Source organism: uncultured Porticoccus sp., from assembly GCF_913061305.1.
GTDB lineage: Bacteria > Pseudomonadota > Gammaproteobacteria > Pseudomonadales > Porticoccaceae > Porticoccus.
The window spans coordinates 139925-153944 of sequence record NZ_CAJXST010000004.1 but is presented as its reverse complement, the minus strand read 5'-3'; the positions used below and the strand labels follow the sequence as shown (position 1 = coordinate 153944).

Genomic DNA, 14020 nt, shown 5'->3' with positions numbered 1-14020 from the left:
CGCTATGATGAATTGATGATAACAACAGACCGACATTGTAAGGCAGGCTGGTATCAGGAAGCACACTGGCCAGTGGCGGGAAAGGAGATGTTTTACCGATGACCGATAACCCTTCGTACAAGCACTGGCAGCTGGAGCGGGATAACGAAAATATTGCCTGGCTGGCCATCGACCGTTGCGATGAGAGCGTCAACACGCTGAACAGTGACGTGATGCAGGAACTGGATACCATCCTGTCGGCGCTGGAAACAGCCCTGCCCGCCGGGCTGGTGATTTACTCGCCGAAAGCCAGCGGTTTTATCGCCGGTGCGGATATTCGCGAATTTGAACAACAGACTGACCGCGATGCAGCAAAAGCCGGTATTGAAATGGCCCACCGGGTCTTTGCCCGGCTGGAGGCGCTGCCCTGCTATACGGTTGCCGCCATTCATGGCTTTTGCCTCGGCGGTGGCCTGGAGCTGGCACTGGCCTGCAATTACCGGGTGGCGCTGGATGCCGATAGCACCCGAATCGGTTTCCCGGAAATCCAGTTGGGGATTTTCCCCGGCTTTGGTGGCACCGCACGCAGCATACGCCTGCTGGGTGGCCGCAAGGCACTGGAGTTGATCCTCAGCGCCCGCTCTCTCAGGGCCCGTGCTGCCCGCGCCCTGGGCCTGATGGACAAGGTGGTATCAGAACACGGCAGTCTGCACTGGGCAGCGCGCAAAGCCATCGTCAAGCAGCGCAAAGGACACCGGGCTAGCCGGCTCGAGCAACTGACCAGCCGCCCGGGCATGCGCCAGATCCTGGCCAAAGTCATGACCCGCGAGGTGGCCAAACGGGCCCGTCCGGAACACTACCCGGCACCCTATACCCTTATTGATCTCTGGCGTCAGGTGGGCAGTGACTTTGAGGCTTTGCTGAAAGGCGAAGCAGACAGGGTCAGCGAATTACTGATGGGTGACACCTCCCGACACCTGCGGCGGGTTTTCCGTCTACAGGAACAGTTAAAGACCCTGGGCAAGTCGGATGAGACCACCGCCAACTGGCAGCCCCGCCGTGTGCATGTGGTCGGCGCGGGCGTCATGGGCGGCGATATTGCCGCCTGGTGCGCTCTGCGAGGAATGGAAGTCACCCTGCAGGATCGGGAGGCCAAATACATCGAACCCGCCCTGAAACGGGCCGAAAAGCTGTTCAAGCGAAAATTGCGCAGCACTGCACAGGTCTCGGCGGCGAATAGTCGTCTGATCGCCGATGTGGACGGGGACGGCATTGCCCGCGCCGATGTGATAATCGAGGCGATTTTTGAAAATCTGGAGGCCAAGCAGCAACTCTTTAAGGATCTGGAGGAAAAAGCCCGGCCTGACACCGTACTGGCAACCAACACCTCTGCCATTCCACTGCATGAGATTGCACTGGGCTTGCAGCAGCCACAACGCCTGATCGGGCTGCACTTCTTTAATCCGGTAGCCAAGATGCCGTTGGTGGAAGTGGTGCGGGGTGAACAGTCCAATCCCACGGATATTCAAAAAGGCTGCCTGTTCAGCAACCGCATCGGTAAATTTCCCCTGCCGGTCAACAGCGCTCCCGGCTTCCTAGTCAATCGCGTGCTGGCCCCCTACATGCTGGAGGCTATCAATCTGCTGGAGGAAGGACACAGCATGGCCACCGTGGATGAGGCAGCCAAACACTTCGGTATGCCTATGGGACCGGTTGAACTGGTGGATACTGTCGGGCTCGATGTCGCGCTCAGCGTGGTCAAAAAACTCGCACCGGACCGGCAGGAGGCCATTGCGAAACTGGCGGCGTTGATTGACGCGGGCAAGCTCGGCAAGAAGTCCGGCGAGGGCTTTTATCGCTGGAAGAAAGGCAAGCCTGACATAGGCAAGGCCAGTGATATGGTGGCCATGGATATTCTCGGTGACCGCCTGATTAAACCACTGCTGGCCGAGTGTCAACGCTGCCTGGATGATGGCATTGTCGACAGTGTCGACCTGCTGGACGCCGGGGTCATTTTCGGCACCGGCTTTGCCCCCTTTCTCGGCGGCCCAATGCATTACCTGGAACACCAGCAGTTGGAGGTGAAACCATGAGTCAATCCAAGACCATTCGCCCGGTAGCTATTGTCGGAGCGAACCGTATTCCTTTTTGCCGGGCCGGTACCGGCTATGCCGATCTGACCAACCTCGACATGCTGGTCAGCGCCCTGCAAGGGCTGGTTGATCGTTACAATCTCCATGGGCAACAGATGGATGAGCTGGTGGCGGGCGCTGTGATGACCTTTCCGAAGGATTTCAATCTTGCCCGCGAAGCGCTGTTGAGCACCAGTCTGTCGCCGTTGACCCCCGGCATCACACTCCAGCAGGCCTGCGGCACCAGCCTGCAAGCGGCCTTTGGCATCGCCTCGAAAATCGCCTGCGGGCAAATTGAGTGCGGCATTGCCGCCGGTACCGACAGTGCCAGCGATGTGCCTGTGCTGTTTTCCAGGCGGTTTTCCCAACGGTTGGTGGCGTTATCCAAGGCAAAAACCACCCGCCAGAAACTGGCTGCCCTGAAAGGCTTTCGCCCTTCGGAACTCGCCCCTGTGGCCCCCGCCATCACTGAATCTCGCACGGAACTGAGCATGGGCGAGCACTGCGAGCTAATGGCAAAGCAGTGGCAGATCAGCCGCGAAGCACAGGATGAGCTGGCGCTGGCCAGCCACCACCGCGCCGAGTCCGCCTACAGCAACTGTTTTTTTGATGACCTGCTGAGTCCCTGTGCGGGCATGTTGCGGGATAACAATCTGCGCCACGACCTGACACTGGCACAGTTGGAAAAGCTAAAGCCGTCTTTCGATCGCAGCGCGAAAGGCACCCTGACGGCCGGTAACAGCACACCGCTGACCGATGGGGCCGCCACCCTGCTGCTGGCCAGCGAGGAATGGGCCGCCGCCAATAATCTACCCGTGCTAGCACGTCTCACCCACATGGAAACGGCCGCTGTCGACCATGTGGGTGGTGAGGGCCTGCTGATGGCACCTACCGTGGCCGTAGCCAATATGCTGTGCCGTGCCGAACTCAGCCTGCAGGATTTTAGCCATTATGAAATTCACGAGGCCTTTGCAGCACAGGTACTCTGCACCCTTAAAGCCTGGGAGTCGGAGGAATACTGCAGAGACAGGTTGGGGCTGGACAAGGCGCTCGGCAGCATTGATCGCGACAGGCTCAATATGACCGGTAGCAGTCTGGCCGTCGGTCATCCCTTTGCCGCCACCGGCGCACGGATAGCCGGCACGCTGGCAAGGCAACTGCAGTTGGCGGGACAGGGTCGCGGCCTGATTTCGATCTGCACCGCTGGCGGTATGGGAGTGGCGGCTATTCTGGAGAGATAACTGCAGCGGGAGCCGCTATTGTTTTGCCGATGGCCTCTCACGCGCGCCGGTTACTTTGACCACTTTTGCTCGGTTACTTAGCGCTTCCGTTTGAGCGGGCAGCCCTGTTAAGCAATCGCTTGATGGCCTTGCGGCCGTAGCGGCGTTTGAAGGCAGCTTTAAAGTCATACAGATAAAACGGTATGCGGTAATGCCATGGAATAGCGCCTCCGCTCTCAGGCCGTTGCAGATACTGGCCGATCAACTGCTCTCGACCGTCCCAATGAAGTTTGTTGCAGACACGGGATAGATCGGAAAGTCGCTCCATCATGGTGGCGCCGCGATTGAAGAAACGCGCCCGGTTAATGTCGATCAGAGTGAACTGAAGTTCGCCCGTGGGTAATTTTTTAATAAGGATATTGCCACCGGAAAGATCCCGGAAATAGACTCCACGGCAGTGCATCTCAAACAGGAAACGCCCCAGCTCCCGGTAGGCCTGTTCAGCGGGAATATCCTGAAAGTGGCTGGCACCATCACGAAATGCTGACAGTATTTCCCTGGCCGTAAAATCTGCATCGACCCGGTCACAGATAAAGTAATTTTCCAGCAGACTCCGATCACCGACTTTTTCGAAATAGGCCAGCGGCATCGCTGTGGGGATACCCCTGCGCAATAACTCTGCGGCGGCAATCCAGCTGCGGCGGGCTTTTGAAGGCCGGTGTCTTTCGAGAAAGCGCTTGTGGGGATGAATCTTCAACGGTTTTTTTGCCACAACCGCCGTTGCCAGCGAACCGTCGACTGTCCAGACAGCATTGCGGGCGCGACGCAAAAGGTTTTCTTTGGTGGGGCCGGGCAGGTAATCGGGATGCAGGGCGTTGAAACGCAGTTCCGCTTCAGCGGGGCTCTTGGCCACCAGCATGCCGTGCCACTGGTCATCGTCGTACAAGTAGTATTCCTGGTCGGGAATGTGCCGGTAAATGTGCTCTAGCTGCGTGAGATCGGGCTCGGTCAGCTGCACATCTGCGGTGGCGGACCAGGTCAGAAACAGGGGTGCCTCTGAAATCAGTTGCAACTTGCCGGTCAGATGATCCCCGTCGCGATCGAGTAACTCGCTGGCAGCGATATCGGCTTCGTGATAACAGGCACGCAGCGGCAGTGCTTTGCCATTTTCGGCCCAAGCCACATGAATCAGGTGACGGTCGTTGCGGAATGCATGTATCTGCAACCCACCGGTGGTAGCCAGCGCACCTTCATAGCGACTACCGGAGATTTCGGCGATAAAGGTTTTCATGGCCCGGAAGGCCGGGCGAATACGGTAGCTGGCTTCATCTCCCAGCACACGATGATAGTGCGTCACCCTCTCCAGCAACGGGTAGGTACCGGTATCATCGTCAATCAGGCCCTCGCGATTGCACAACATCGGCCCCCAATAGATCTGACGCATCGACCCGGAAGCCGCGCACAGCACCATATATCTGGTCAGGTAATCCGCCATCTTCTGTTCGCTGTTGACCAACACGCGTTTGATACGGGGCAATGTCCAGAAAGCCGAGGGAGACACCAGCTCATCGATACCAAAGTCACTGGTGATTTTCTTGAGAATCCGGCACTTTTTGACCAGATTTACTTTCACAAGCTGCCCGATCCAGCTACCCATCAACCGGTGATCAAACCGCTCCGGCTCCACTACCCGCTCACTGAAAAGGTTATTGGTGTGGATATCGGGCAGTTTGTCATCCTGCTTTAAACGGGTCAGTACGGCGATATTCCAGAGCGGTTCAAAATCGCTGATGTTTGGGCCGGCCAGTCTGATATTGCGGGATTTTATTTCGTCATAGGCAATGCACCAACTGGCAAAAAAGCTCTCGGTGTCATAGCCGGACCAACGACGGCGATTGATGGTTGAGCCAACCTCTATCGCCCACAGTTTTTCGCCGTAACGGGCGGCGGTGGTGCTGACAAATTCACGCCAGGCCGCCTGCCCTTCGGGACTGGCAATTCGCTTCACTTCATCAAACGGTTGTACCAGATGCAACAGAACCTGGATGTCGGTGACCAGCAGGCGGTCCAGCAGCCGGGCGACCGGCCCCGCCATATCCCCATAGGTGAAATCGACGCGTACCTGCCTGATGCCCAGTTCGGCAAGGCGCTCCAGCACATAGTCATCTACCAGCGGGTTATCGGCGGTGGTGACACCGACACCGACAAAATCTGTCGGGACAGTATGTCCGGCAATGGGCAGGTGCCCTTCCGATACCCGCATTCTTCCCGACAGGGTATAGGGTACAGCGTCCAGTATGAATTTGATGTTCATGATGTCACCGCGAACCTTCCGGGATAAAAACAGCTAACCCTGGCACGCTGGATGGACGGGAATTGATACATGCCCCACTCGTCATTGCATCACCGGGGAGACTCAGATCAATTGAGACTGGTGGATTGAATGGCAACTGGCCCTCCTGACAGCAGATGAAGCGATGTTTTGATTTGCCGGAAACGGCAAAACCCTTATGGCCTGCCATGCATTGTTATCTATTATTCTGGTACGCAAGAGTATCAGATTCACTGCTGAGGGGCAGCATAGATCCGCACTCCCTCGCAGATTATGTGACCCTGGAAGGACTGCTGGCGAGCAGGGACTACTGCACCGACATAATCACCGGCTCAATCGCTATGATTAACTGCAGATTCGCCCCAAGAGGTAGCTACTGTGGGGAAAATCGGTAGAACAGATTTGGCTCACTGACGATGTAGATATTCAGTTCAGTGTCTACAGCTACACCCTCCGCCTGGGGGACGGTGCCCTCCAGACCACTTTTGCCCGCTCGCAAATCCAGCAAACTGATGGATTGTCTTTCATCATTGTATTCCACCAACATATGGGATTCATCGCTGAGAAATAACTTATGCCCCACACCCCTGACATGGGTGACCGATGACAGATCCCGCATAAAAAGCTCCGGTGAGTCCGGTGATTTGATCTCGCGGATACCGACATTTATTGGTTCACCCACAACGAAACTGACAAACCCGGTGATTTCAATCACCCGCATCGGATTGCGCTCCTTGACCACCAGCAAGCGTTGCCCGTCATCATCCCATGAGAGACCTTCAAAACCCTTGTTGGTATCACTACCGATCCCGACCACCAGGGTTGGCACCCCCTCGGTATGGACTCTATCCACGCCATCAGGAATGTCGACGACCAGCAAGCGGTGGGTTCGCTCTTCGGCAATCACATAGCGATCACCATTGACGTGTGTAAGACCTTCCATATCCCTGACTCCCTCGATACGGATTGAGCGCAACAATTCACCTTCGAGGGAAAGCTCCACCACCACCGGATCACTGTTCAACAGTGCCCAGAGGGTATTTTTCTCAAGGTTATAAGTCAGTGCTGAGAGATCGTCCTCAAGCGCCGGAATTGCCTTGCCGTCAATGGTTACCCGGTAGCGCGACAGATCCATTGCACCCTCAGGCAACGCTGTGTTACTTAAACGAGAAGCGTGCCAGGAAAGCACCCCCGCGTGCCAGGCATTCAGAACCGGTTTATGTAAATAAAACGCCAATGTAGAAAATATGAATAGTACCAAACACACTGTTAAAAATCGTTTCATAAGCCAGCCTTTCATCAACAAATACACACCCATTGGAGCGCTGAGTATTATGGTGAAAACAACGGCCTTGTCCATGTGAGAATGGCCCATTGAACAGGCATGCATGGTGTGACAGCTGGGCCTTAAGCGGGAGGTAGGATGACTTTCTGGCTCACACAGAGCATGAGGCAGTCAGTGAAATTCCACAGCACACTGTCATTCGCCTGTCACTTTAATGTCATACAAAGACCGACAGAACACGCTATGCTGGTTTGGCAAAACGTTATAAATCATTACAGGTTGCATCAGGTCGCGCATGAAAAAATACCCAATTTACCCAAAAGAACTGAGCTGGCTTGCCTTCAATGAGCGTGTTATTCAGGAAGCTGAAGATGCAGAAAATCCTGTTATTGACCGGGTGCATTTTCTCGGTATTTTTTCTGACAATCAGGATGAATTTTTCAAGGTTCGAGTGGCTGATGTCAGGCGCAAGGTACTGATTGAACAGATCGCCGGTTCGGCTAAGGACAGCAAACAGCTGCTGCGCGATATCAACAAGGGTATTGCCAGGCTGTCGGTGCGGTTTGACCGGGCATTTCGATCCGTACTGGCGGAGTTACAGAAACGACGCATCTATTTTTTAATGTCCGAGGACCTCTCAGCCAGCCAGGGTGAATGGGTTCGCGAACATTTTCGTGCACAGGTGCTACCCCGCATTGTGCCTATTCTGGTCACCCCCGAAATCGATCTGTCGAAAGTGCTGCGGGATGGCGCCAACTACCTGGTAGTGGAAATTGGCAAGAAAGATGGGGTCGGTTATGCCCTACTGGAAGTGCCGGACACCAGCAGTCGTTTTTTGAGACTGCCAAATGACCAAAGAAATCGCCGTCGACATTTCATGATTATCGATGAGGCCATTCGGTACTGCCTGGATATGGTGCTGGTGGATTTTTTCCGCTATCACAGCCTCAATGCCTGGTCGATGAAATTTTCCCGGGACGCCGAGTACACACTCGACGATGAAATTGACCGAAGCCTGGTGGAAAAAATGTCGATCGGCCTGAAGCAGCGCCTTCAGGCCAACCCCGTCAGGCTGACCTTCGACCGGGAAATGCCCACCGAGATGATCGACATGCTGAAAAGCAAGTTTGGCTTTGCCAAAGGCGACAGCATTATTCCGGGGGGCCGCTACCGTAACTTTCGCGACTTTATCGGCTTTGCCAATCCCGGCGAAAAATACCTCGCCAGCCAGCCAATTGCCGCCCTGTCTGTCAGTCAATTTGACCGCGCCAAAAACACCTTTGATGCGATCGACCAGGGCGACATCCTGCTCTACTACCCCTATCAAAAATTCAATTATTTTGTGGAGTTTTTACGCCAGGCGGCATTTGACCCCAACGTTATCTCCATAAAAATTAATATCTACCGGGTGGCGAAAGACTCCAGGGTCGTGGAATGCCTGATGGACGCGGCGCGCAATGGCAAGCAGGTCACAGTGAATGTGGAACTGAAAGCCCGCTTTGATGAAAAACAGAACCTGGAACTCTCGGAAAAGCTCGCCGAAGCTGGCATCACGGTCATGCTGGGCGTACCCGGCCTCAAGGTACATTCAAAGTTGTGTCTGATTGCCAGAGCAACCCAGGATGGAGAGCAGTTCTACGCCCATATTGGCACGGGCAACTTCAACGAGAAGACCGCTGAAATTTACACGGATTTTTCCCTTTTTACCTGCCACCAGAATATTTGCGAAGAAGTGCGCAATGTCTTCAACTTTATTGAATACAGCTTCAAGCACTACGACTTCAAATACCTGCAGGTCTCGCCCTTCAACAATCGACGCAAAATCCGCGCGCTTATTAACCGTGAGATTCATGCTGCAAAATCTGGGCGGAAAGCCCTTATCAGCCTGAAGCTCAACAACCTGGTGGACGACAGCATCATAAGGCAACTCTATGCGGCAAGTCAGGCCGGCGTCAAAATCCGCATGATTGTCCGGGGAATGTGCGCGCTTAAACCCGGCATCAAGGGGTTGTCAGACAATATTTCGATCATCAGTATCGTGGACCGGTTTCTGGAACATCCCCGCTGCCTGGTCTTCCACAATGGCGGCGACCCCGAGGTCTATCTGTCATCGGCGGACTGGATGACCCGCAATCTCGATTACCGGCTTGAAGTGGGCGTACCCATTCTGGATGCCACACTGAAAAAACGGGTGATTGATATTCTGGAAATCCAGTTCAGCGACCGCAGCAAAGCCCGCGTCATTGATGAGCAGCAGAGCAACAGCTACGTGAAACGGGGCAACAAGAAAAAAGTGCGCTCACAAATGGCCATTTACGACTATCTTAAAAAACTGAAATAGTCGTCTCTGCCCCCTCCAGCCCTTTAACGGCGAATATGTTCAGCCATGTATTGCTGCACTGAGGCGATCTCGTTGGGTTGTACGGAATACCGCTCCTCGCGCTCAAACAGATCGGCCATGTGATGCGGCAGGGGTGGGTCCTGCTGGTAGCCGGCCTTGCGTACCGCCTCGGGAAATTTCGCCGGATGGGCCGTGGCCAGACAGACCATGGGGATATCCTGACGGCGGCGTGTATGACGCGCCGCAGCGACCCCAATGGCGCTGTGAGGGTCGAGCAGATAGCCGTTTTTCTGCCACATATCATGAATGACCGCCATCATGGCCTCGTCATCCAGTCGGTAGCTGGTAAACAGCTTCCGCGCACTGGCCAGTGCGGTCTCGCTGAGATGCAGGTTGCCGGTTTTTTTGAAGTCGGCCATCAGCGCAGCAAGGGCGGCCCCATCCCGGTCATAAAGGTCGAACAGCATCCGCTCGAAATTACTGGATACCATAATATCCATGGATGGCGACAGACTGTGTACCAACTGATGCAGGCTGTGGTCATTGGCACTGATACAGCGATGCAGAATGTCATTGGCATTGGTACCAATCACCAACTGGTCAATCGGCAGACCCATGCGGCTGGCCAGATAACCGGCAAAAATGTCGCCAAAGTTGCCAGTGGGCACGGAGAACGCCACCGGGCGATGGGGAGCACCCAGCGCCAGGCCTGCATAAAAATAGTAGACGATCTGGGCCATGATGCGCGCCCAGTTGATCGAGTTGACCGCCACCAGCTGGCGCCCTTCCGGCAGGAATGACTGGTCGCCGAAGCTGGCTTTGACCATGTTCTGGCAATCGTCGAAGTTGCCCTCCAGGGCGATGTTAAAGACATTATCTTCCAACACCGTGGTCATCTGGCGGCGCTGCACTTCGGATACCCGTTGATAGGGGTGAAGAATAAAGATATCCACGTTGTCACTGTGGCGACAGCCTTCAATCGCAGCCGAGCCGGTGTCACCGGAGGTCGCGCCCATGATGGCGACACGCTGGTTGCGCTTCTTCAGCACATAGTCCAGCAGGTGGCCGAGGAACTGCAGGGCAAAGTCCTTGAAGGCCAGCGTCGGGCCCTGGAACAATTCGAGAATAAATTCGTTGTGACCGCTTTGTATGAGAGGCGCGATGGCATCATGGCGAAAGGTGCTATAGGCCTTGTCGATCAGTTCCCGCAGCGTGTCATCCGGAACCTCACCCGCCATGAACGGTGACATCACCTTGAAGGCCAGCTCCTGATAGGACAGGCCAGACCAGCTGGCAATTTCTTCCCGGGAAAACTGCGGCAGGGTTTCCGGCACGTAAAGACCGCCATCGGTGGCCAAACCGGCCAGTACTGCATCTTCAAAACTCAATACCGGGGCCTGCCCGCGGGTGCTGATATAGTTCACGCTTGATACCTGTTCTGTTCTTGAAACGGAAAACGCTAGCCCAGTGATTCCACACGAATCCTGACAATATCACCCTCGGTCGTGGGCAGCTGTTGAATCTTGTCTACCGCTTCGTCGAGCTTTTTCACCACGGCGCGATCGGTGAGAATAATCAGCGGCACATAGTCCTCGCCATCATCTGCCTCTTTCTGGATAACGGCCTCAATACTGATTTTGGCATCGCTGAGAATCTGGGTAATTTTTGACAACACCCCTGGCACATCGCGTGCCGTAATACGCAGATAGTAGGCGGTTTCAACCTGATCGATGGACAGTACCTGAATATCGCTCAACTGATCTGGCTGAAAACCCAGGTGGGGTACCCGGTGCTCCGGATCAGCCGTCAGGGTGCGGGCCAGGTCGACAATATCCGCAATCACCGCAGAGGCCGTAGGCTCTGCCCCGGCGCCGGGACCGTAATACAGTGTAGGGCCCACGGCATCACCCTTGACCACCACGGCATTCATGACACCATCGACGTTGGCGAGCAGTCGTTTGCGAGGAATCAGGGTGGGGTGAACGCGCAGTTCAATGCCGCCGTTGTTGCGACGGGCGATGCCCAGATGCTTGATCTGATAGCCGAGTTGCCGGGCGTAGGCCACATCCTGGGTGTCCAGGTTGCTGATACCCTCGGTAAAAACTTTTTCGAATTGCAACGGGATACCAAAGGCGAGGGAGGCCAGAATAACCAGCTTATGGGCCGCATCGATCCCCTCCACATCAAAAGTCGGGTCAGCCTCGGCGTAACCACGCTGCTGGGCCTCCACCAACACATCCTCAAAGGCGCGGCCTTTGTCCCGCATTTCTGTCAATATAAAATTGCCGGTGCCGTTGACTATCCCAGCCAACCATTCAATGCGGTTGGCCGAAAGCCCTTCCCTGATCGCCTTGATAATAGGAATACCGCCTGCGACAGAGGCTTCGAAGGCAACGGTGACACCTTTAACCCTCGCGGCATTAAAAATTTCGTTGCCATGCTCGGCAATCAGTGCCTTGTTCGCCGTAACCACGTGCTTGCCACGTTCAATGGCATCAAGAATTAGCTCACGCGCGACCGTGATGCCACCAATCAGCTCCACCAGAATATCGACATCGGGATTGCGGGCAACCGCAAAAACATCTTCGGTAACCGGGGTATCGCCGAGCTGGCAGGCGGGATTCGGCCGTCTGCTCGCCACCTGGATAATCTCAATACGGCACCCCGCCCTGGCATTGATCACGTCACCATTGCGCTGCAACACATTAAATGTGCCGCTACCTACTGTTCCGAGGCCACACAGGCCAACTTTTACTGAGTTCAATCGATTTGCCTCGGTGTTAACCGGTTTAATCCAGTGCCAGCTGGGGTAATACTGTTTTGTAACCGGTGACAGGCACGTTTATGCCGCCTTATTACTAAAACAGTCACCCCGCTCACTGCGCAAGTGCAGCATTCAAGCCAGCAGACTGATGAAGGTTCGCAACCTTAATTGGCAGCACAGGGACTGTCAATCTGCCAGCCACAATTTGGCCACGGCGGTTACCGTTCTAACCATCACTATTGTCATCAAGCCCCATGATCGTCAGCAATTCAGCCGCCGGGCTGTAGCCGGGCAACAAAGCACCGTCTTCCAGGATCAGGGCCGGGGTACCAGTGATGCCTATTTTCTGACCGAGCAGGAAGTGGCTGGCTACGGGGTTATCCTTGCAGACGTTTTCTTTTATCGGCTGGCGGTTTTTCAGTGCAGTGAGTGCAGCCAGCTTGTCTTTGGCACACCATGCTGAAGCTATCTTGCGATAGGAGGCGGAATCCAGTCCGGCCCTGGGAAAGGCCAGATAGCGAACCTCCACGCCGGCCACATTCAGTTCAGGAACGGTTTCAAGGTGAAGTTTTCGGCAATAACCACAATCCACATCCGTGAACACATGAAGAGTGTAGCGGCGCACATCTGCGGCGGGAAAAACAATCATGTCTTTTGTTGCCACCGCGCTCAGCATGTCCTTGCGCAATTTGGCCGCAGCCAGATCCTTGACCGGCGTAAACATTCCCGGACGGGCCTGATACATATCACCCGTGATAATGTAATCACCGGTTTTATTGGCATAAAAGAATTGGGTACCGTTGATTCGTACGCGGTAGAGTCCGTCGATGGGGGAGGTTTCCACTGCACCGTATTTAAGGTCAGGGCGCGCCTGCTGCAGCTTGTCTATGATGGTCTTGCGTGTCTCTTCTGACACTTCGGCAGCAAAAGCGGCGGGTAATAATATCAGGACAATGATTGTGCCCAGCATTTTTTTGATCATCACGGGTTTCTCTTGTCAGGTTCAGTATGGCTAATCAGGTATTGAGTCTTAATGACCACAAGGGTTCACTCACCCTCTCGGGTGGTGTTCTGCATGTAGCGCCTTGATGCGGGTACTGGCTATGTGGGTGTAGATCTGCGTGGTGGAAAGATCACTGTGCCCGAGCAGCAATTGTACCACCCTGAGATCGGCTCCGTGATTCAGCAGGTGGGTGGCAAAGGCGTGGCGGAGTGTGTGTGGCGATAGGGGTTTTTCAATGCCGGCCTGGCTGGCGTAGCGTTTGATTCGATACCAGAAGGTTTGCCGGGTCATCTGCCGGGCACGGCGACTCGGGAACAGCACATCACTTTGTACCGCTCCCAACATCAGGGGCCGGGCTTCCCGCATGAAACGCTCCAGCCAACTCATCGCCTCCTCACCCATGGGCACCATCCGCTCCTTGCCACCCTTACCCGTCACTCTCACCACCCCCTGGCGAAGATTGGCCTGATAAAGGGTTAACCCCACCAGCTCCGAGACCCTCAGACCCGTGGCGTAGAGCACTTCCAGCATGGTGCGATCACGCAGACCCAGCAACGAATCGGTATCCGGCTGGTTCAACAGCGCCTCCACATCCATTTCCGTAAGGCTTTTTGGAAGCGGACGACCCAACTTGGGGTTTTCCACCATAGCAATGGGGTCTTCGGCAACCCGGTTTTCCCGAAGTAAATAGCGGTAGAGCCCCCGCATACAGGATAACTGTCTGGCGGCCGAACGTGTCGACACGCCCTGTTCAAAACGGCGGGCCAGATAGCGCTGTACATCGGCAGCCCCCAGCCCAATCAGGGACACACTCTCCAGCGCTGCCCAAATGGCCAGCGCCTCGAGATCGCGTCGATAGGCGTCCAGAGTATTGCGGCTCAGGCCCTTTTCCATCCAGAGAGCATCGAGATAATTGTCTATCAGGTGTTGGTCAGTGGATGTCAGGGCCATGGGTTACTCTAAC

General features: G+C 55.2%; 9 protein-coding genes. 3 read left to right on the top strand and 6 right to left on the bottom strand.

Features of this window, described 5'->3' with window-relative positions; genetic code table 11:
• Positions 1 to 98 precede the first annotated feature (98 nt).
• The gene (locus QZ516_RS06170; protein ID WP_297187604.1) at positions 99 to 2072 is read left to right on the top strand and encodes a 3-hydroxyacyl-CoA dehydrogenase NAD-binding domain-containing protein; all 1974 of its coding nucleotides are present in this window, start codon (positions 99 to 101) and stop codon (positions 2070 to 2072) included.
• Complete coding sequence (locus tag QZ516_RS06165) at positions 2069 to 3352, top strand: acetyl-CoA C-acetyltransferase (protein WP_297187603.1); 1284 nt, start codon at positions 2069 to 2071, stop codon at positions 3350 to 3352. The genes QZ516_RS06170 and QZ516_RS06165 overlap by 4 nt, the downstream gene beginning before the upstream one ends.
• 73 nt (positions 3353 to 3425) lie before the next feature.
• Here QZ516_RS06165 and QZ516_RS06160 read toward each other — a convergent pair whose 3' ends face one another.
• A complete protein-coding gene (locus tag QZ516_RS06160; RefSeq protein WP_297187601.1) occupies positions 3426 to 5645 on the bottom strand; it encodes a lipopolysaccharide kinase InaA family protein in 2220 nt (739 codons plus the stop codon).
• A 391-nt stretch (positions 5646 to 6036) separates the two neighbouring features.
• Positions 6037 to 6813 carry an SdiA-regulated domain-containing protein gene (locus QZ516_RS06155; RefSeq protein ID WP_297187599.1) on the bottom strand — a complete coding sequence of 259 codons (777 nt, stop codon included), beginning with the start codon at positions 6811 to 6813 and terminating at the stop codon, positions 6037 to 6039.
• A 430-nt stretch (positions 6814 to 7243) separates the two neighbouring features.
• Between QZ516_RS06155 and ppk1 the strand changes: the two genes are divergently transcribed.
• Positions 7244 to 9289 (top strand): polyphosphate kinase 1, encoded by a 2046-nt coding sequence (gene ppk1 / locus QZ516_RS06150; protein WP_297187597.1) that lies wholly within the window; start codon positions 7244 to 7246, stop codon positions 9287 to 9289.
• Between the two features lie 23 nt (positions 9290 to 9312).
• On the opposite strand, the gene thrC is transcribed toward ppk1, so the two are convergent.
• The 4 genes from thrC to xerD all read right to left on the bottom strand — a co-directional run bounded on the left by thrC (position 9313) and on the right by xerD (position 14007).
• Positions 9313 to 10713 (bottom strand): threonine synthase, encoded by a 1401-nt coding sequence (thrC, locus tag QZ516_RS06145; protein ID WP_297187595.1) that lies wholly within the window; start codon positions 10711 to 10713, stop codon positions 9313 to 9315.
• 35 nt (positions 10714 to 10748) lie between these two features.
• Positions 10749 to 12053: a homoserine dehydrogenase gene (locus QZ516_RS06140; RefSeq protein ID WP_297187593.1), complete on the bottom strand. Its 1305-nt coding sequence runs from the start codon at positions 12051 to 12053 to the stop codon at positions 10749 to 10751.
• 226 nt (positions 12054 to 12279) lie between these two features.
• The gene (locus tag QZ516_RS06135; RefSeq protein ID WP_297187882.1) at positions 12280 to 13035 is read right to left on the bottom strand and encodes a DsbC family protein; all 756 of its coding nucleotides are present in this window, start codon (positions 13033 to 13035) and stop codon (positions 12280 to 12282) included.
• Positions 13036 to 13104: 69 nt separating this feature from the next.
• On the bottom strand, positions 13105 to 14007 hold the full coding sequence (xerD, locus tag QZ516_RS06130; protein ID WP_297187591.1) for a site-specific tyrosine recombinase XerD: 903 nt from the start codon (positions 14005 to 14007) through the stop codon (positions 13105 to 13107).
• Between the last annotated feature and the right edge of the window lie 13 nt (positions 14008 to 14020).